At 73.8% G+C, this 22,940-nt stretch carries 2 protein-coding genes and 1 pseudogene; all 3 read left to right on the forward strand.

The window, feature by feature from the left end; genetic code table 11:
- A partial coding sequence (locus KUM38_RS38825; RefSeq protein WP_217136867.1) for a tetratricopeptide repeat protein occupies positions 1 to 1,209 on the forward strand: 1,209 nt, incomplete at its 5' end.
- Between the two features lie 618 nt (positions 1,210 to 1,827).
- Positions 1,828 to 2,573, forward strand: a pseudogene (locus KUM38_RS42615) (BTAD domain-containing putative transcriptional regulator).
- Between the two features lie 276 nt (positions 2,574 to 2,849).
- Positions 2,850 to 22,766 carry a lonely Cys domain-containing protein gene (locus tag KUM38_RS38840; protein ID WP_217136870.1) on the forward strand — a complete coding sequence of 6,639 codons (19,917 nt, stop codon included), beginning with the start codon at positions 2,850 to 2,852 and terminating at the stop codon, positions 22,764 to 22,766.
- Positions 22,767 to 22,940 lie beyond the last annotated feature (174 nt).

Below are 22,940 nucleotides of genomic sequence, written 5' to 3' on the forward strand. Positions count from 1 at the left end.
CTCCCCCTCCCCCACACCCGCCGCCTCCTCACCGAACTGACCCGCTCCTGCCTCCTGGAACAACCCCAGCCCGGCCGGTTCGCCCTGCACGACCTGCTGCGCGACTACGCCACCGAACTCACCCACACCCACGACCACCCCGATCAACGCCACCACGCCACCCTGCGCGTCCTGGACCACTACCTGTTCACCGCCCATGCCGCCAACCGCCTCCTCAAACAGGACACGGAGCCCGGGCGCGACTTCGGCTCCCCGTGTGCGGGCGTCACCCCGGAGGACCTCACCACCGCGGAACAGGCCGACCGCTGGCTCACCGCCGAACACCCGGTGCTCGGCGGCCTGCTGCACACCGCCGTCGATCAGAGGCTGGACCGCCGGATCACCGGGCTGTCCTGGGCGCTGAAGGAGCACCTGAGCCGCCGGGAGTACTGGCCCGAGGCGATCACCGCGCTGACCCCCGGCCTGGAAGTGGCCCGGCGCCGGGGCGACCGCCTGGAGGAAGGCCGCTGCCTGCGCCACATCGGCGGTCTCCACGGCTACCTCGGCCACCAGGAACAGGCCCTGGACCACCTGCGACGCGCCGCCACGCTCTTCGAGGAGATCGACGCAGTGGGCGAACAGGCCCGCGCCCAGTACGGCACGGCGTACGCGCTGTATCTGTTCGGCCGGATCCAGGAGTCCCTGACACCCGCCGAGCGAGCGCTCGCGCTGGCTCGAGCGGCGGGGGACGAGCTGTGGACGGCCGAGTCCCTCAACGAGCTCGCCTGGCTGCACTCCAGCCTGGGCCGGCCCGAGGTGGGCCTCGTGCACTGCGAGGAGGCCCTCGCCCTGTTCCAGCGCCTGAACACCCCGTGGCGGGAGGCGCTCTGCTGGGACAGCCTGGGCTACACCCTCTACCTGCTCGGCCGGTACGAGGAGGCGATCACCTCCTACCGGCGGGCGTTGGAGGAGTTCGAGAGGCTGAGGGACCACAGGAACCTCGTGGGCGCGCTGATGCGCCTGGGCGACACCCGCCTGACCATGGGCGACCGGGAGGCCGCCCGGGCCGACTGGGTCCGCGCGCTCGCCGACGCCGAACGGCAGGCGCTGTCCCACAGCGCCGAACAGGTACGGAACCGGCTCGCCGCCCTGGACGCCGAAGCGGACCCCGCGCCCGTCGCGCCGGAGGGGGCCACCGTCGAGGGAGCGGATTCCGGCTCCGGTGGCTGACGCCGTCGCCCGGTCCGCGGGCCATCGGCGGGCCGCTGCGTCGGCCGTCCGCACACGTCCCGGCCACCGGTGCGCGCCCCCTACGGGAGACGGCATCGTGCGGGACCGCGGGAGCCGGCGGGAACACCGCTCGCCCGGGCCGTCAGCCGCCCTCGCCGGGGGGTGGACGGGGCCGACGCGGTGAGCAAGGCGGGCGGCGGGGAGAACGGCCCTTCCACCAGCGGTGACCGGCAGGACGGCACCGGCACCGGAGGCGCTGTCCCTACGCAGAAACGTACCGCCCGGTAAGCGGCACCGCGGCGGTCGTCCGGGTCACGGTGCGCGCCGTCCACCACTGACACGGGCGCGACGGTCCGTGGGAAAGGAACGCAGACAGGCACGGCAGGGCTGGACGGCGACCGGGGCGAACGGTCCGCCGACCCGGTCGCAGCCGGGGAGCGCGGTGTGCGGGTCTCGGTACGGGGTCCGCTGTTCGTGCACCGCGACGGTACGGCGGTGGATCCGGGGCGGCACAGGCAGCGGCTGCTGCTGATCCGGCTGCTGCTCGCCGGCGGTCACGCGGTGGCCCCGGAGGCTCTGTGCGAGGACCTGTGGCAGGGGCGGTCCCCGGCCCCGGCGATGCCGTCGCCGCACGCGCACGTCAGCGAACTGCGCGCGGTACTGGAGCGACGGCGCGGCTCCGGGCGGTTCGGGACGCTGGTGACCGAACCGGCCGGATACGCCCTGCGGGTACCGCCCGAGGGCCGGGACACGGTGCGTTTCGCCGAGGCGTTCGCACAGACCCGCCGGGAACTCGCCGACTCCCGGGCCGCGGACGCGCTGCGCAGCGTCGAACGGGCACGGGGGATGTGGCGCGGTGCCGTCTCGGCCGACGCCGCCGACCACCCCTTCGTCCGGCCGGAGGCCGCCCGCCTGGAGGACCTGCGGCGGAGCTCCGCCGAACCGCACGCCGCGGCCCTGCTACTGGACGGGCGGTGGCCGCGGCCGAGCGGCTGACCGCCCGTGACCCGCTGCGCGGGACCGGCTGGGCCCTGCTCCTGCGCGTCCTGTACCTGGCGGGCCGCCTCCCCGAGACGCTGCGGCGCTACGAGGAGGTGCGCCGGCTCCTCGCCGGCGCACCTGGCCTCGATCCCGGCCCCCGACTACGCGCCCTGCACGACGGCGTCCTCCGCCACGACCTGCACGGCTTCCTCACCGCCCTCGGCGTCCCCGACCGGTTCGTCCCCGAGGGCACCGCCGCCCGTACCGCCCTGTTCCGCGGTCGCCGTCGTCCCTCCCCGCCGGGACGACGGCGACCGCCGGCTCGGGGCACGCACCGCTGCGGGGACGCCCATGCGCGCGGAAGCGGGGTGCGGGCCGGGTGAACCGAACGTCCTGCTGCCTCGTAGACGTGAGTGAAGCCGGCCCGCGACCGGCTCATGACGGCCCCGGGACATGACCATGGAGCGAACGCTGCCGTAAGTAGATGATCATTTTTTTTCCTTCGGTAATGCGCCGGTGTCCCACCGAAGACGACGCGCCACCTCGACCCGGGCGGGGCAGTGGCGCACACGCACCGTGCCGGCCACCCGCACGCGCCCCGCCGAGGGGAATGGCGGTGACGGCCGCCTTCGTACGTTCGCTCCCAGAAAGACTGCGCTTTGGCCGATCACGACACGCTGAGTGATCCGGTCCGCTGGGCACTGCTCGTCGCGACGGGTGAGAACCTGGTCACGGCCAGCGAGGACGGCGCCTACAACAGCCGGGAGGCGTACGCACAACTGGGGGCCTCACTGAGGTCCCTGAGCACGGAACTGCGGGCGGGGGCCGCCACGGTCGCGGCGTCGCTGCCGGCACAGGTGCGCGACTCCTACCTGCGCACGGTCAAGTCCCTGACCGACGACGGGTCGGACGGCATCCCCGAGATGGTCCGCCACCTGGAGAACATCGCGCAGGGCCGGGTCCGGATCTCGATGGAGATCCGGGAGATGAAGCTCAACGTCTACGCCGAGGCGCTGCGCCTGCTGGCGGAGGTCTCGTTCTACCTGGCGCTGGCGTCGTTCACCGGGGGAACCTCGCTGATGGCGATCGCGGCGATGCGGGCCCGGTTCGTGCTGCGGGTCCTGATCGCCACCCAGGTGCTGACGCACCGGGTGGTGCCGCTGATCGGCGCGCCGCTGGAGGCGCTCGACGAGGCCCTGCAGGGCCTGATGGTGCGGCTGTACCACATCGCCACCGCGCCGGCCGGGCGGGCGCCGTCGGGCGTGGACTGGCGGGCCGTCGGGCAGGACGCGGTGTTCGGCGCCTTCGCCGGCCTGTTCGGCGGACTCATCGGCAGCGCCACCCACGGCGCGGTGGAGTCACTGGCGACGAAGACGTTCAAGGACAGAACCGCGCTGACGCTGCCGCTGCGCTCGCTCAACGAGGGCGTGACCGAGGGCTTCGCCGAGTCACTGGCCGAGTCGGTCTCCATGGGGGTCCTCTTCGGGGCGTGGGTCGCCCCGAGCGTGCTCACGGGCCTGCAGGCCGGCGCGAGCGGGTTCTTCGCCGAGGCCGTGATGGGGAGCGCGCTGCTGGCCGGGAAGGGCCTGCACAAGTTCCTCTTCGCCCCGCCCACCACCACCGCCGGCGCCCGGGGCGCGGCCGAGCCGGGCACCGACACGGGAGCCGTCCAGCAGCCGGACGTAGTGAACTCCCTCTCGGCCCTTCCACCCCTGCCCGACTGGCCCGGCGCCGGCCTGCTGCCCACCGTGAGCACCCCGCCCCCCGCCCTCCCGTACACCCCTCCGCCCGCCGGTCCGCCCTCCACCTACAACACCGCCTCGTCGGCGGTGACACCGGCCGCGGTCGCGCCGGCCTCGCCGGGGACGGAACCGGTACTCATGCCGGGGGCGGAACCGGCGCCGGAGTCGGCGGCCGTCCCGGTGACCCGGGAACCGCTGCCCTCACCGGAACCACCGTCCTCACCCGGGCTGTCGTCGCCAGGACCGGAAACCGTACCGCCGACCACCTCCACGCCCGGGTCGCTGCCGCTGCCCGCCGCGGAACCGCAGCCGCAGGCCACCTCGTACCCGCCGACACCACCGGCACCGCGTGCGCTGCCCGAACCGGATCCGGCGGCGGTGCCCGGTGGGACCCCGGCGGACCCGTCCGGGGCGGCGGCCGGGCAATCGGTGCCGGGCAGCGCTCGGGACGGCCTCACCGCGCCCGGCCCCGCTCCCACACGCGGCGATCCGGCCGTGCCCGGCCCGACGCCCCCAGCACGCGATGATCTGACCGCGGACGGCATTGAGTCCATACTCGGCAACGGCTCCGCGTCCACGACCGTCGCCGAGCCTGCCGTGCCCCCGGCACCCGGGTACGGCACCCCGGCGCCGGAACACCAGGCCCCGGTGACGGACCAGCAGAGTTCGGCACCGCAGCACGGCGCCTCCGTGACGCGGCATCAGGCACCGGTGACGCAGTTCGGCACCCCGGCGCCAGGACACCAGCCCCCGGTGACGGACCAGCTCGGTCCGGTGACGGACCGGCAGAGCGCGGACGGCGCCGGTGTGCCCGGGGACGGACCGGCACACGGCGATGCCGACACGGAGCGGAGGGCACCGGACGCATACCGGCCGCCGTCGGCTGCGGGTGAGCCGGAGGCGACCGACGCGCTCCACGCCACCGCGGGGAACGACGCGCCCGAGACCGTGTCCGCCGGGACGCCGACCGCCGGCCGACCGGCCGGCGGTGACGTGCCCGAGACCGCGCACACCCCCCGGACCGCGCACCAGACGCCCGGCGTCAGCACGGAGTCGGAGACCGCCGGGGCGGAGGCGGCCCGGCCGGCCGGCGCCGGCCGGCCGGCCGAGCACACTCCGCACCCGCTGGACACCCCCCGCACCGAAGCGGCCGGCCCGGCCCCGGACGGCAACACCGGCCGCCGGAGCGACCAGGAAACCCCGACGCCGGTGGCGGCGTCCCCGGAGGGCGACCACCGCGCCGAACCGGCCACCCCCAGCGCCCTTCCGGGACCGGTTCCCGGCGCCGCCGAACCCGCCCGCCCGGCGGAGCGTCAGCGCACCACTCACGCCCGGGCCGCCGCCCTCACCGAAACCGGCACCGACCGGGTCCCGGCCGATGATCCCGGCCGGCCGGAAGGCCTCTCCCCGTCCGGGGCGGACACCCCCCGGAGCACCGCACCCGGCACCGACACCACCCGGACCGCAACGGAAGCCACCGCCTCCGCGACGGACGCCCCGCGCGCCGGGACCGACACCTCACAGACGGCCGGGACCGGCCCGGAAACCGTCCGCACCGAGTCCGCCGGGTTCTCCTCACCCGCCCCCACGACACCGGGCGAACGGCTTGCCACGGACTCCCCCCGGTCCGAGCGGCTGCTGCCCGGCGACCCCACCGCGACCACGCACGTCACCCGCATGAGCGGGAACGGCAGGCTCACGAGCGCCGAGGACGATGCCGCCGCGTCCGCAGACCCCGCCGCACGGGCGGGCGGATCCACCGCGGACGACGCGGTCCCGCGGACCGGCTGGTCCAACAGCGGGAACGGGCTGGACTACTCCCGGCGCATGCCTCCGCGGACCGGCCGGTCCAACGGCGGGAACGGGCTGGACCACTCCCGGCGCATGCCTCCGCGCAGCTCCCGGAACCGGATCGTCCCGCCATCCGGGCGTGACTTCGTGGGCGATCTCCTCGCCGTAGGGGCGGGGCAGGACGCCGAACGGTCATGGATCGCCGACGCGGTCCGGGTCCTGGAAGGGCTGGCACCACCGACCCCGCGCCTATCCGGCTCTTTCCGCCTGTGGATGCCCTCGGTGACGCGGCAGGTGCTGAGCCTGCCCGAGTCCGATCACGTGAACGGGACCGCGGACTACCGGGAGGTCCTGGAGACCGTACGAGAGGCCTCGGCAACCGGTAGGGCCGGGAGCCTGACGGACCTGGCGGTGGTCGCCCTGCGGCGCGCGGGCGCGTTGTCGGACGCGACGCTGGTACGCGATGCCGCCGGGGGCAAGGTCACCGGCCGGAGCTGGAGCGGACGGCTGGCCGGTGGCGAGGTCGACCTCACCGAGGTGTCGCGGGTGCGCTATGACGCCGGCGTGTGGACCGAGGAGCCGGGTAGCCGGGAACCGGCTCCGTGGACCGGCCCGGCCGGCCGTCGGGTGGCCCTGCTGGAGGCAGGGATCTCCCTGCAGCAGCAGCGGTACGGCCTTGAGACCCGGGTGACCCTGGACCTGGGCGGCCGGGATCGGTGGGTGGACACAGCGGTCCTGGCGGAACTGATCCGCCAGGACGATCAGGCCTTCCCGCCGGACGCGGAACTGCTGCTGGCGATACCCGAGGCCGGAGGCCAGGGCGCCGTACTGACACGGCCCCTCGCCGACAGCCTGAACCGGCACGTCTGGTCGCCCACTGCCGGACTGCGACTGACACACGGCGACGACCCCACCGCTCCCCCGTACCTCGCCCTCGCGACCGCCGATCCCCGGCGCATTCCCTGGGGGCAGTGGCTGCACACTCCGCCGAGGCCCGGGCCGCTGCCCGAGTCCCGCAAGCAGAACCGGATGAGACTGATGGACCCGGCGACCGGCCGCTCCGAGGAGGTGCCGTACGGGGCGCTGCGGATCTACCACATGGTGACCGGCGCCGGCAGCCACCAGCCCCATGGCCTGGCATCACATTCTCCGGAGGAGTGGGCGGTGCGGGAAAGCGACTTGCCGACGCTCCACCGTCATGAGCGGTACTACGTGTACGACCCGGCCGGCCAGGTGCCGGTGGCCGCCCGGCCCGCCCCCTGGGCCAAGGCCGTCGCCGCCGGCGTGCCCGTCTTCGTCTTCGCGGCGCACGGCACGCGCTTCGGCACGGTGTCCTGGGCTCTGACGGACGGCCGGGTCATGCACGGTGACACGACGTCGGCCGCGGAGTACCTCAGACAGTGCCCGGATCTGCTGGACCTGAACCGGCAGGCACCCGACGGACACAAGGCCCTGGTCTTCCTCCAGGTGTGCGAGCAGCGGCCCGTGTCCGCCAGGGCGGCCGACCCGCTGGCGGAGCCGGGCCCCGGCCAGGTCTTCAGCACCGCCCTGGGCCACCGTGTCGTCGCCAGCCCCACCGTCATGGGGGTGTTCAGCCTGAAGGAGCAGACGTCGCCGAGTCGTCTCCCCTTCCTCTGGGCCGGTTTCGACGGGTCGCTGCCGCAGATGCGCATCCTCGCTCCGGAACCGGACGACACCGGGCTCGACACCCTCGCCCCTGCCCTCGGGTTCCCTCCAGGCCCCCGCACCCCGCAGGACCGTGCGGTGGTGCGGCGCCTGGTGCGGGCCCTGCGCCTCACCTTCGCCCTGAAGGAAGAGGACACCGTGGTACCGGAGCGGGATCCGGAACTGACCGCCGGGATCGCCGCTCTGGAGGCGCTGCGCCGCGACGACCCCGTCCTGGGCCGCTTCGGGCCGTTCACCCTGGACTTCCTCGACCACGCCACCGACGCCCACGCCCGCCAGCGCGGCCGCACGGACGAGCGGGACCGCACGGAACTGCACCGGGACCTGCTGCGCTCGGCCCACCGGTGGTGGAAGCAGTCACACGAAAAGAGCCGCGGCCCGAACCGGTCCTCCGGCCCCACGAAGGTGACGGCGTTCCTGCCCATGCCGGACGCCTACCGCACCGCCGCATGGTGGGACACCAACGGCGGTGACCTCCTGGTCCGGGACATTCTGCGCCCGGGCACCGGCACACCGGCCGCCGGCGGCGACCAGGACACGGCCGGGGTCACGGCGGAGGACCGGGCACGGGCCTTCTGGTCACTGGTCCGCGCGACGAACGCCGTCCACCGCGCCGCAACAGCCGCCACCGCTGGAAAGACCTCGGACCACAGCGGCCGGCACGACGGCCTGAAGCCCCTGATCGACCGGGTACTGCGCCTGCCCGAGGACACTCCGGTCGACGGAACGGCACGTGACCTGCTCCACACCCGGGTGGCGCAAGCGCTCGCCCACGGATACCCGGACACCGACCCAGCCGCCTGGGCCGCCTGGGACCTCGAACTCGCGGGCGTGCTGGACGCCTCCGAGGAGATTCGCACCGCCGAGGCGCAGCACGTCGGACGGTCCCTTACGGGCACCAGGGTGAAGGCCCTGCAGACCGACGGCTTCGCCACCGAGGCCACGCCCCTCCCCACGCTGCAGCCCCCGTGGGATTCGTCATCGTTCACCCTGTGGGAGGTCGGGGAGATCGGGCCGGACACGGTGCGGGTCGCCATCCCCGGCGGGCACCGGGAAACCTCCCACGACGCCCTCGCCCACCTGATCCACACCCACCTCGAACGGCGGGGAGACCTCCGCCGGCACCTCGTGGTGATCGCACCGGCGGCGGACGAGCGGGCCGCACTCCGGCTGAACCGGACCATCGCCGACATCACCGGTCGGCAGACGTTCATCGAACCCGACGGTTCGCAACTGCGACCGAATGGCTCCGGTTCCGGTCACCTGATCGTCGCGCGGCCCGGAGACCAGGCGGCGACGTCCGCGGACTGGCGGTCCGCGTGGCCGCACCGCCCGCACTTCGACCCGGTCGAGACCTCCCGGCCGCTGGTCCGGCCGCGGCCGGCCGGCCCGGATGCCGAGGGTCGCGCCTTCGACCTGCGAGTCCTGTCGACCGGGGAGACCTGGACGCACGACCTGACGGTCCGGGTGGCGTTCGCACCCGGCCCGGTACCGGAGGTGGAACGGGACGTCCTGTGGCAGCGTGCCGTCGACGGCGTACAGAACCTCTTCAACACCCCCACCCGCACCGTCAGCGGGCGCCGGCTGCACGTGACCCTGGAACGCGTCGGCCCCGACGGCGACGCCCACCTGACGGTCGACCTGACCGGCCCGGACGGCGCACCGCCGATGAACCGGAAGTTGTGGCACACCGACGCCACAGCACAGGAGCTGGCGGTCCGGGTCGGACAACAGCTGGGAATCGACAATGCCGGCGCCTGGTCACCGGACCTCCAGGACATCCCACTGAACGACTTCTACGCCCACCGGCTCCTGACGGTCGATGCCATCCTCCGGCCCGAAGGGGCCCCTTCGGCCCTCGCCGCCCCGCCCACCGCGAACAGCACCACCTACTCCCCGTCCGGCTCCCCGCCGGACACCGGGCCCGACACGGACACGGGTGCGGACAGCGACAGCGACAGCGACGTGGACGCCGCATCGGCCGCGGAAGCTTTCGATGTCGGCGATCTGTTCACCGTGGTCGATCCCGAGGCGGACGCAGTGGCCACGGCGCTGGTCTTCGAGGGCGCCGGGACGGACGCGGACCGGCCGTGGATCGCGTCGGCCGTACGGACGCTGGCAGACCTGTCGCCGCACGGCCCGGAGGACATTCTGGCCCGGGTCGAGGACGCCATGCGCCGGGTGCTGTGCCTGCCCGAGGGCACCGCATTGGACGCCATCGACCACCAGCAGGCCCTGGTGGCGGTGTGGCGTGCGGCAGCCGCCGACCGGGCCGACAGCCTGGCCGAACTGGCCGCGTACTTCCTCGGCCTGGTCGGAGCCCTGTCGGAGGACACTCTGGTACGCGACACCGGCGGACGGCTCACCGGACGGAGCTGGAGTGGACGGCTGACCGACGGTACCGTGCTGGACCCGGCCACGGTGTCACGCGGGGTACGCGACGAGACCACCGGGGGATGGGCGGAGACACCCGGCAGCCGGGGCCCCGCCCCCTGGGCGAACCTGCCGGTGGCGGTGCTGGAGGCCGACGGCGACGAGAGCGGCCTCACCCTCCACCTGGCCGGCCACGACCGCCGGGTGGACGGCGCGGTCCTCGCCGAACTCCTCCGCCACGACCCGCACTTCCCCCAGGACGCGGAAGTGGTCCTGGCGATCCCGCAGGCGGGAGCACTGGGCGCCGTGCTGCCGCGCACCCTCAGCCGGCACCTGGACCGGAACGTGTGGGCACCGACCACCGGGATACTGCTGTTCCGCAGCGGTGGTGCGGGTTCGCCGGCGCATCTTGCCCTGGCGGTCCCCGACCCGGCGCGGGAACCGGCCGGACAGTGGCTGCTGACACGGCCGGACCAGGCGCTCGCCCTGCCCGAGACCGACCAGAGGGCGGGGCAGTGGCTGACGGATTCCGCCACCGGCGCCCGCGAATGGGTACCCGACAGCGCCCTGCTCACCTACACCATGACCACCGGCACCGACCACGCCAGAGCGGGCCACGAATCCACCGGCCGCGCCACGTTCACCCCCGCCGAATGGGCGCGTCACGGACAGCTCACCCCCTACGTGTCCATCCTCCAGGATCACTACGTGTTCGATCCTGCCCTGGACAGGCTGGTGGCCGTGCTTCCTTCGGCGCCCTGGGCCGAAGCACGGGCGGCGGGCGAGGAGGTCTACACCTTCGGCGCGCACGGTACCCGCTTCGGTGTCATCACCTGGCGCCTGCTGGACGGCCGGGAGATGCGGGGAACGACGGCCGACGCGGCGAAGTACGTCACACGGCGGCCGAGCCTGACGGCACTGAACCAGCGGGCGCGGGACGGCAAAGCCCTGATCTTCCTCGAGTCGTGCGAGCAGAGTCCGCTGCCGCCGCGCGGCACCGCCGATCCGCTGCGGACCCCCGGGCCCGGACAGATCTTCGCCAACACCTCCGGCCACCCGACCGTGGCCAACCCCACGTCGTCCGGGTTTTTTGCCTCCGATGACCTGAACACCTCAGGAGAGTCGGAGCATCATCCGGTAATCCTGGCCGGCTTCGACGGGTCGCTGACGGAAAGGGCCCTCTGCGTTCCCGAACCGGACGACGACGAACTGGACGCCCTCGCGCCCGCTTTCCGGTTCCCCCACGGCCCCTACACCCCGCAGGACCGCGCGCAGGTACTGCGCCTGGTACGGGCCCTGCGCATCACCTTCCCCCTGACCACCCGCAAGGCACCACCCCCCGAGCGGGACACGGAACTGGCCGCCGGGATCGGCGCCCTGGAGGCACTGCGCCGCGAGGACCCCCTGCTCGACGAGTACGGGCCGTTCACCCTGGACTTCCTCGACCACGCCACCGACATCTACGCCCGCCGGCACGGCCGCACGGGCGACCAGGACCGCACACAGCTGCGCCGGGACCTGCTGCGCTCGGCCGACCGGTGGTGGAAGCAGTCACACCGCGAGCCCGGCGGGCCCACACCCCCCTCCCTCACGCACCTGATGACGTTCCTGCCCATGCCGGACGCCGCCGGCACCGCCGCCTGGTGGACGGCAAACGGCGCGGACGACCTGGTCCACCGGATCCTGCCCCATACCCCTGGCACACCGGCCGACGACGGCGCCCAGCACCCGGCCGACGACGCCGCGGCATCGAACCGGGCACGAGCCTTCTGGTCCTTGGTCCGCGCCGGAGACGCCATCACCCGCGCCGCAGCCACCGAGGAGACCAAGTCCGGTTCTTCCCGCGGTCCGGGTGCGGACGGCGCGGACGAGTTGGCCCGCCAGGTACTCCACCTGCCCCCCGGCACACCGGTCGACCAGACCATCCGTGACCTGCTGCGCGTCCGGGTCGCCCAGGCACTGGCCGCCGGACACCCCGACACCGACCCGGCCGCATGGGCAGCCCAGGACCTGCTGCTCAGAGGCGTGCTGGACGCCGCCGGGCCGATCCACCACGCCCGGACCCGAGACAGGGTGGGACGTTGTCTGACGGGTCCGCACGTACGGAACTTGGTCACCGCCACGTTCAGTGTCGGCACGTCGCCGTTGCAACAGCCTGCCCCGTGGAACAAGTCGTCCGTCATCGTGTGGGAGGTCGGGGACATCCTGTCCGACACCGTCCGGGTGGGCACTTTCAACGGCATGCGGGAGACTGCCCAGCACGCCCTCGCCCACCTGATCTATGCCGACCTCGAACAAGAGGGTGACCTTTCGCAAGACATTGTGCTGGTGGGCCCGGTGGTCAGCGAAGAGGGCGCAGTGCGGCTGCGACAGGCCGTCGCGGACGTCACCGGCCGGGTGACGCACCTCAGCTCCGCCGGTTCGGCGCTGCGTCCGAACACCGATGGCCGGCACACCATCGAGATCACATCGTCATCCGGGTTCTGGCAGGCGGCGCTGCCGCACCGCCCGCACTTCGACCCCCTGGGGACCGGCCGGCAGCTCTTCCCCTCCCGCACCGTGGGCCCGGACGCGTACGGCCGCACCTTCGACGTGCGAAGGCTTTCCGCCAGGTATGACAGCATTCGCGAACTGACGGTGCGGGTGAAACTGCTGACCGATGCATCACCGGACCCGACGCCGGAAGCCGACGAGGTGTGGCAGCAAGCACTGGCCGGAACGGAGAAACTGTTCAACGCCGCGCGTCACCTCTTCCCCGACCAGGACCGGCTGTACGTGACCCTGGAACGGACCGGCCCGGGCGAGGAGGCCCACCTGGAGGTCCGTCTGGCCTCCCCGGACGGTGGCCCGCCAACGAGCCGGCACCTGTGGCGCACCGACACCGCCCCCGAGGAACTGGCGGTGCAGATCGGCCGGCAGCTCGGACTCGGCGACCACACCACCTGGCAGCCCGGCCCCGACGGCCGGCTGACCGGAGACGACATCAAGCGGCTGGACGACCTCACACGGTCGGACCGCACGGGCGCCCCACAGCCCGTCACGAACCACGCGCCGGCCATCCTCCAGAACCCCAACTCCGCGACGGACCAGGGCGTGGAGGGCTCGGACGGAGACCGGGACACCGGCGCCGGGCGGGCGGACGGGCCATGGCGGGCGGACGGGCCCGGGCCGCAGGACAGCACCGGACCGACGGACGGCCATGGACCGACGAGCAGCGGGGCCGTCACCGATTCGGCCGCCCCCGACGACGCCGCCCCGTGGGCGGACAGCACGTGGCAGACCGGCGGCGAGGCGCCGGACGAAGCCCCGTTGCGGCTGCGCGGCGGCGCCGCCCACTCGGACTCGGACTCGGACGCCGGTTCCCTGCCGTCCGAGGCGGACCTCAACACGTGGTCCGACGACGAGGACGATGACGGGGCGGACCCGGACACCGGCGTCGGGCCGACGGCTGATACCTGGGTTACCGCGGTGGCCGGGGCGCTGATCCTCGGGGGCGCCGGGACGGGTGTGGACCGGCAGTGGATCGCGTCGGCCGTGCGGACGCTGGCGGACCTGTCGCCCCACGGCCCGGTCCCCCAGGAGCGGATCGAGGGCGCCATGCGCCGGGTGCTGTGCCTGCCCGCGGACACAGCACTGACCCCCGCCGACCACCAACAGGCCCTGCAAGCGGTGCGGGACGCGGTGAACGCGCGGCGGGACGGCAGCCTGGCCGAACTGGCCGCGTACTTCCTCACCCGGGCCGGAGCCCTGGCGGAGCGCACGCTGGTCCACGACACCCACGGCAAGGTCATCGGGCGGAGTTGGAGCGGGCGCCTGACCGGCGGCACCCTGCTGGACCCGGCCACCGTCTCACGCGGCACCCACGACGAGAGCACCGGCCAATGGGCGGAGACACCCGGCAGCCGGGGCCCCGCCCCGTGGACGAACCGGCCGGTGGCGGTACTGGAAGCCGACGGCGACGCCTCCCGCCTCACGGTGAACCTGGCCGGCCGCGACCGCCGGGTGGACGCCACCGTCCTGGCCGAACTCCTCCGCCACGACACCGACGTCTTCCCGGGACACACCGAACTGCTCCTCGCCGTCACCGGCCCCGACGGAGCGGGCACGGCACTGCCCCGCACCCTCGCCCGGAACCTGGGCCGCCCGGTGTGGTCACCCACCGCCGGGTTGGAGACGGCGGGAGACGATGGCCCAGGAAAGCCGCTCCACCTCGCCTTCACCGGTGGTGACTCCCGTGAGACGCCGCCGCGCCGGTGGCTGTACACCCCGCCGGGCCCGGCACGGCAGCCGGAGGACGATCCCTGGGCGGGCCAGTGGCTGACCGACCCGGTGACGGGCGTCCAGGAATGGGTGCCGGACAGCGCGCTGCGCACCTACACCGTCGTGCCCGGCGCGGACCACGAACCGCACGGCCACGAATCCGCCGGCATCGCCTCGTTCGACCCGCAGGACTGGGCGGGCCGTGAGCCGGAGATGCGCCAGCTCACCGCCTTTCAGGACTTCCACTTCGTTGATCCCGCCGCGTTCGTGCCGGTCGCAAGCCGGCGTGTCCCGTGGGCCGACGCGCTCAAAGACGGCATCCCGCTGTACATCTTCGCTCTGCACGGCGATCCCCACGGCCGCCTCAGTTGGAACCTGCGCGACGGGCGGACGATGCACGGCGACGCGTGGCAGGCCGGTGCCCAGGTGCGACGGCATCAGGGCCTGGCCGACATGGATGCGCGCGCACCACGAGGCCAGAAAGCCCACGTTCTGCTCGCCGCCTGCCATGCCGGTGGTCCACCGGCCGGGACGTTGGACCCCTTGGAGACACCCGGGCCGGCACAGGACTTCGCCAACGGTTCCGAACGCCGGACCTACGCCAGTTCCACGCCGCCGGGGACGAGCGTCGAATCCCCCGCCGACGAGGAAGCGCCGAGTGTGGGCTTCGCTTTCGCCGACGCCGAATTCGACGGGTCCCTGCGGGGCTGGCAGAGATACGACCCCGAGCCCACGAACGCCGAGCTGGTCACCCTCTCGCGGGCCTTGGGTGTGGAGCCGGTGTCCGCTGCCTCGGTGGGCCCTGTGCCGCCGGCATTGCGTCTGGTGCGGGCGCTGCGACGGGAGTTCGGCCCGCTCGCGGAACGGGACACGGAGTTGATGGCCGGGATCGGCGCGCTGGAGCGGCTGCGGCGTGAGGATCCGGTGCTGAGCGGTACGGGCGCCTTCACCCTTGGCTTCCTCGACGAGGCCGCACACGCATATGCCCGGCAGTCCGGCCGGACGACCGACACCGACCCGGTGGCCTTGCGGCGGGACCTGCTGCACAGCGCCCGCCGCTGGTGGGAAATGTCGCAACGGACACCGGGGCGCCAGCCCCGGCTGACCTCGTATCTGCCGATGCCCGGGGCGTGGGAGGCCTCACAGCAGTGGGCCGACGGCGGCGACCCGCTCGCCCGGGACATCCTGCTTCGCTCCCCGTCGCCGGACGGGACGGCGGCGCCGCTGAGCGAGGCAGACCGGGGGCGGGCATTCTGGTCCCTGGCCCGCGCCGGGACGGCCGTCGCCGAGGCCGCCCAGACCCACGGGCTGGACCGTCTCGCCCGCCGGGTCCTCCATCTCGGCCCGGACGCGGAAACCGCCCCGGACGTGCTCCACACCCTGCGGATCCGGGTGGCGCAGGCCTACGCCGCCGACTACCCGGACACCGACGGCCCGGCCGCATGGGAGGCCCGGGACCTGGAACACCGAGGCGTGCTGGACGCCGCCTCGGACGTTCATGCCGGAGGGCAGACCCTGGGACGCTCGCTGGCGGGCACCGTCACGGCGGACCTGGAGATTTCCGGATTTCGTATCGGCGCTCCGGACAGCCCGAGGCAGCCCGAGGACGCGCCGTGGCAAGGGGAGGAAGTCACCATCGTGGAGGTGGCCGGCGTCGAGGCCGACACCGTGACCGTCCGGCATCCCGGCGGCGAACTGAAGGCCACCCATGAGGCCCTCGCCCAGCTGCTCGCCGCCGACCTGCGACGCGAGGGCGACACCACTACACGCATCGTGCTGGTGGGTCCCGTAAGCAACCGGCACGGCGCGGAACGGCTGGTCCAGGCGGTCGCGGACGTCACCGGCCGCAAGGCGTACGTCGAACCGTCCGGATCGGCCCTGCTGCCCGGCCCGGACGGCCGGCACGTCATCACGGTCGCCCCCGGAACCACCCCAACCCCTGACACGGACCCAGCCACAGCGAACTGGCTGCACAAGCTGCCGCACCGCCCGCATTTCGAGCCCCTGCGCACCACCCGCCGCCTCTTCCCGCCACGAACCGTCGGCCCCGCCTCCGACGCCCGCACCGGATACACCCCCGGCTTCGACATACGCCGCCTGCCCCTGGAGGACACCGGCGTCCGCGAGGCGACCGTCCTGGTGGAACTCACGCCCGCCGACACCGACATCCCCGAGGCGGAACAGGAAGCACTGTGGAACAGGGCGGTCGACGGCGTGGAGGAGCTGTTCAACCGCTCCCCCCACCGCTTCCCCGACGGTGCCCGGCTGCACGTCACCCTCGAACGCGTCGGCCCCGGCCAGGGCGCCCACTTGAAGGTCAAGCCGACCGGCCCGCAGCAAACCCGGGCGGCCGACCAGTGGACCTGGCCCACCGACGCCACCCCCCGCGACCTCGCGGCGCGGATCGGCCTGCAGCTCGGACTCGGCGACGGCACCACCTGGCAGCCCGGCCCCGACGGCATCACCCCGGCCGACCTGGACCGCCTGCAGCAGCTCATCGACCGGTCGCCGGCCCACCAGCCCTCGGAAGACAGCACCGGACCACAGACCGACCCCGAACCGGCGGACGGCCGTGGGCCGTCGGACGGCTGGGCCGACACCGGCTCCGCTGCTCCGGAGGACCACACGGCACCCATCGTCATCATCAGTGCATACAGCCCCCACCCGCCCGCGGACACCCCTCCCTCCACCGGCAGCGACACAGTCGTACCCCCGCTCCTGGGACTACGCGGCGGCGCCGGCCAGGACGACGACGCATCCACCGATACGGACACCGACTCCGATTCCGAAGCTGACGAAGAGTTCTTCGACGCGCTGTCCGACGTGGCCTCGGACGACGAGGCGGACCCGCGCACCGGCGACGAGCCGGATCCCGATCCCTGGGTGGACGCGGTGGTCCGGGACATCGGCCCGATCGGCATGGACGACCGGCGGGTCGCGTCGGCGGTACGGGCGCTGCGCGGAGCCCTGCCCCCAGGTGCCGTCTCCGACGACGGCGCACCCGGGATCGAGGCGGTGGACGGCGCCACGCGGCGGGTGCTCTGCCTGCCGGACGACGCCGCGCTGGAGCCGTCCGACTACCGCGCTGCCTTCGCCGCGGTGCGCCGGGCGGTGGCCACCGGCCGGGCGGACAGCCTGACCCAACTGGCCGCGGCGTACCTCGAACGCTCCGGGGCACTGTTGGAACGGACCCTGGTACGCGATGGCGCCGGAAGCATCGCCGGGCGGAGCTGGACCTGGGAACTGAACCGCGCGATCGACCTGACCGTCGTGTCACGGGCACGGCCCAACGGTGCCGCCGGATGGCGTATGCGCGACGGCACCCTGGGCCCAGCCCCGTGGAGTGACCGTCCGGTGCGCCTGCTGGCGGCCGACGGGGACGCGACGTCGGTGAAGGTGACCCTGGCCGACGGGCTCATCCGCCGGGTGGACGGCGCGGTCCTCGCCGAACTCCTCCGCCACGACCCGCACTTCCCGCAGGGCGCGGAACTGGTCCTGGCGGTGCCGGAGGCGGGGGCACTGGACGCCGTACTGCCGCGCACCCTCAGCCGGGAACTGGACCGGAACGTGTGGGCACCAACCGTGCTGCGGGCGTTCCGCCCCCGGACCCCGCGCTCAAGGGCACATCTGTGCCTCGCCGTCGCCGACCCGGGACGCGAGCCCCAGGGACAGTGGCTGCTGACCCGGCCGGACCACGCGGACCCGCTGCCCGGGACCGACGACGAGAACAGGCAGTGGTTGACGGACCCCGAGACCGGCGTCGGCGCATGGGTACCCGACAGCGCCCTGCACACCTACACCATCGTCAGCGGCACGGACCACGAACCCACCGGCCTCGCCTCGTTCAGCCCCGTCGAGTGGGCGGCATTCGAGAAATCCGACCCGCACCTGCCCGGCTACCGGGAGTACCACCTGGAGGATCCGGCCCTGTACCGGCCGGTGGCCGTCCGGCCCACTCCCTGGGCGGGCGCGGTCGCCGCGGGCATGCCGGTCTTCGTCTTCAGCGCGCACGGCAGCCCTCGCGGCATCGTCTGGCACGTGCGGGGCGGCCGGAACCGGAGCCTGCGCGGAAGCGCGCTGTCCGCGGGCCGGTGGCTGCTGCGGCAGCAAAGCCTGGCGGCGCTGGACCGGCGGGCACCGCAGCACACGAAGGCCCTGATTCTCGTCTCCTCGTGCACACAGAGTCCCCTTCCGCACGGGCCGGTCGATCCGCTGCACACCCCCGGCCCCGGGCAGCTCATCGCCAACGGGGCCGACCACCGTGTCGTGGTCAGCCCCAGAATCACCGGAGCCGCCCTCTCCAAGGTGGCGCCGTCCCAGCGGCACCCGTTCGTCCATGCCGGCTTCGACGGGTCGCTGGAGGGCATGCGGATCTGCGATCCCGAGCCGGACGACGGTGCGCTGGACGCGCTCGCGCCCGCCTTCGGATTCGCTCCGGACTCGTACACGCCGCCGCGCGACCGCGCGACGGTGCTGCGCCTGGTACGGGCCCTGCGGATCACCCTCCCCCCGACGGACTGGGAAGCGCCACCGCCCGAGCGGGACACGGTGCTGGCCGCAGGGATCGGCGCCCTGGAGGCACTGCGGCGCGAAGATCCCGTACTGGGCCGGTTCGGGCCGTTCACCCTGGACTTCCTCGACCACGCCACGGACGCCTACGCCGGCCGGCACGGCCGGACCACCGGCGGAGACCGGGCTGAGCTGCGCCGGGACCTGCTGAACTCGGCCGCCCGGTGGCGGAGTCAGTCCCATGCGATGCCGGGTGATCCCAGGGGCATCACGGCGTTCCTCGACATGCCGGACGCGTCCCGCGCCGCCGAGGATTGGGAGGCCAAGGAGAAGGAAGTCGAGAGAAGAGCGGCCGAGGGCGAGAACCCGGACGAACTCTCAATGGTCCGAAGGATTCTGCCCCGGAACGGCACACCGGCCGGGGACGAAGGTCCGGCCGCAGACGCGGAGACGGACCGGGCACGGGCCTTCTGGTCGCTGGTGCACGCCCGGAGCGCGATCACCCGCGCCGGGGAGGCCGTCACCGGCGCCGGAGAGACCGCGGCCGCTCCCGGCCGTACCAACGGCGTGGACCAGGTGGCCCGCCAGGTACTGCACCTGTACCCGGGAACACCGGTCGACCACGACATACGTCAGCGACTGCGGACTCGGGTGGCGCAGGCCCTCGCACAGGGGTATCCGGACACCGACCCGGCCGCGTGGGCGGCCCAGCACCTGGAAGACCGGGGTGTGCTGGCCCTCGCCGCGGAGATCCGCACCGGTGGCACCTGGCGCGGGCGTTCCCTGGCGGTTGAGGGTGTGTGGGACCTGGTCACCTCGGGCATCGCCGTCGGGACAAGGCCGCAGTCCGTCGCGCCGGTGCCGTGGCGGAGGTCCTTCACCGTATGGGAAGTCGTGGACATCGAGCTGGACACCGTCTACGTCGAAATCCCCGGCAACCTTCAGAAGACCTCCCACCAGGCCCTCGCCCACCTGATCCGCGCCGACCTCGAACGGCGGAACAGTACGGAGCCCGAGATCGTGTTGGTCGGCTCGGTGACCAGCGAAGAAGGCGCGCTGCGGCTGGGGCGGACCGTCGCGGACATCACCGGCCGGATCACGCACATCGAACCCGGCGGCTCCGAATTGCGGAAGTCCAGGTCCGGCCGAGGTGTGATCCACGTACGGCCCGAGGACGCCGCGGCGACGTCGGCGCACTGGCAGACCACGCTGCCCCACCGCCCGCACTTCGACCCCCTGGGGGCCGGCCGGCTGCTGACCTCGGACCGGACCGTCGCCCCGGACAAGTACGGCCGGGGCTTCCTCGTCCATCACCTGCGCGACCCGTGGGACGGCGTCTACGACCTGACCGTCCGGGTACGGCTGGAGCCCGGCGCGGTGCCGGACGCCGAACGGGAAGCGGTGTGGGACCGGGCGGTACAGGGGGTGGGGGAGCTGTTCAACGCGCCACCGCACCACCGCTTCCCCAGGGGTGAGCGGCTCCACGTGACCCTGCGGCGGGTGACCGAACCGGGCGAGGGGGCCGATCTCAGGGTCGAGCTGGCGGGACGTGACGACCGATGGGAGACGGGCCGGCGGATGTGGCGCACCGACGCCACACCCGCGGAACTGGCGGTGCAGATCGGGCGACAGCTTGGGCTGGGCGGCGACGACACCGCCTGGCAACCCGACCCGGACGACCGACTGACCCGGGCCGACATGGAGCTGCTGGGCGATCGCGCGGGCGTCGAACCACCGGACGGCACGGACGTCCCGCGGTCCGTCCAGGAACGGAGCGCCCGATTCGCCCCGGACCCGGATTCCGAGGCCCGTCGGGACGCGGGAGGTCCGGACGGAGGCCGGGACACCGGCACCGGCACCGGGCCCACGGACACCCCATGGCGGGCGGACGGTACCGGGTCGACGGACGGTACCGGGCCGGAGTACGGTCCCCGGCCCTCGAGCGGCGGGGCCGTCACCGACTCGGCCTCTCCCGAGGACCACACGACGACCGTCGTCATCGTCGGCCCCGACGACGCCACCCCGTGGACGGACACCACGCGGCACACCGACGGCGAAGTGTCGGACGGAGCCCCGTTGTGGCCACACGGCGGCGCCGGCGACTCGGAGTCGGACGCCGGCTCCCCGGTGTCCGGGGCGGACCCGGGAACCGGCGTTGGACCGACGGCCGATACCTGGGCCGCCGCGGTGGCCGAGGACCTGATCAACAGCGGCGCCGGGACCGCCAACGGGACCGGCCACCCGGTCGCAGTCAGCCCCACCAGGAGTGGTCACTCCACGATCTTCCCCTGGACGGCCTCACAACCGCTGAGGTACGCCCCGCGTGTCCACGCCCGCTTCGACGGATCGCCGGAGGAGAGGCGCCTCCCCGCTCCCGAACCGGACGACGCCGAGCTGGACGCCCTCGCCCCCGGTTTCGGGGTCGACACGGACCCCGGTGACCCGCTTCGGCACCGCGCGGCGGTGCTGCCCCTGGTACGGGCCCTGCGCATCGTCTTCCCCCTGAGGAACGGGGAGGACCGGCCGCCCGAGCAGGACAAGGACCGGGCCGCCGGGATCGGCGCCCTGGACCGGCTGCGGCGCGAGGACCCGGTACTGGGCCGGTTCGGGGCGTTCACCCTGGACTTCCTCGACCACGCCACCGACGCCTACGCCCGCCGGCACGGCCGGACGGACGAGCGGGACCGCGTGGAACTGTGCCAGGACCTGCTGCGCTCGGCCGAACGGTGGTGGAAGCAGTCGCACGAGGAAACCCACGACGACCCGAGCCGTTCTCCCGGCCCCACGAACCTGACGGCGTTCCTGCACATGCCGGACGTCTACCACACCGCCGCGTGGTGGACGGCCAACGGCGCCGACGCGCTGGTCCGGCGGATCGTCGACCCGAACCGCAGGACGCAGCCCGGTGACGGCGGCCGGGAGCCTGCCGGGGCGGCGGACCGGGCACGGGCCTTCTGGTCGCTGGTCCGCGCCGGGAACGCCGTCGTCCGCGCCGCGGCGGCCACCGCCACCGGCACGACGGACGGCGTGGACGACGTTGCCCGCAGGGTCCTCCACCTGCCCCCGCACACACCGGTCGACCAGGACGTACACCGCCTGCTGCGTATCCGGGTGGCCCAGGCCCTCGCCCACGGGTACCCGGACACCGACCCGGCCGCGTGGGCCGCCTGGGACCTGGAGCGCCGGGGCCTGCTGGACACCGCCGGGCCGGTCCGGGCCGTCGGCACCCGGCGCGAGGTGGGACGTTCCCTGGTGGGTACGGACGCACAGGACCTGATCACCGACATGTTCAGCATCGGCACCTCGGACGTCCGCTGGGAGCAGGCCCCGTGGCGCCGGGCGGTCACCGTGTGGGAGGTCGGGGCGATCTCGCCGGACACCGTCCGGGTCAACGCTCACGATGGTCCGCTGGAGACCTCTCACCGTGCCCTCGCCCACCTGATCCGCGCCGACCTCGAACAACACGGCGACAACGCGAGAGACATCGTGCTGGTGGGCCCGGCGGCCGACGAAGCGGGCGCGCTGCGGCTGCGCCGGGCGCTCGCGGACATCACCGGCCGGGTGGCATACGTCGACCCCGCCGGCTCGGCCCTGCTTCCGGTGGACGGCGGCGGACACACCGTCAACGTCGGGCCGCTCTTCGCCGGCTGGCGTGTCACGCTGCCGGACCGCCCGCACTTCGACCCCGTCGAGGTCGGCCGGCGACTGTTCCCGCCGCTCACCGTGGGCCCGGACCAGTACGGCAGCGGCTTCGATCTGCGTCTCCTGGAAACCGAGCGGGACACCGTGCGTGACCTGACGGTGCGGGTGAGGCTGAGCCCGGTGGCACCGGACAGGGAACGGGAAGCCGACGGGGTGTGGCGGCGGGCGGTGGCCGGGACGGAGGAGCTGTTCAACGCCGCGCGTCACCTCCTCCCCGACCGGACCCGGCTGCATGTGACCGTGGAACGGGCCGGGCCGGACGAGGATGCCCACCTGGACGTCCGTCTGGCGCCCCCGGACGTTTCCGGGGGGACGAGCCGGCACCTGTGGCGCACCGACGCCACCCCCGCGGAACTGGCGGTGCGGATCGGCCGGCAGCTCGGACTGGGCGGAGACCGGCTCTGGCAGCCCGGGCGAAACGGCCGGCTGACCCGGGCCGACCTGGACCGCCTGGCCACCCTCGCCTCGGCCGTACCGGCGAGTACCACGACACCGGGCACCGCGGCACCGTAGTGCCGCGGTCTCACGTACCGGCCCCGTGCCGCGGGCGCCGTCGGACGCGGCCCGGGCCGCGCCGCAGGAACGGAGCCGATCCGTGACGATCATCCTCGGTACGTCCCGACTCCTCTCAGGAGCCGACGGAAGAAGCGCCTTGCCGCGGCCGGGACGGCGCCTGCGGGCGGCGGC

The sequence above is a fragment of the Streptomyces sp. AC558_RSS880 genome, from assembly GCF_019049255.1.
Classification (GTDB): Bacteria; Actinomycetota; Actinomycetes; order Streptomycetales; family Streptomycetaceae; genus Streptomyces.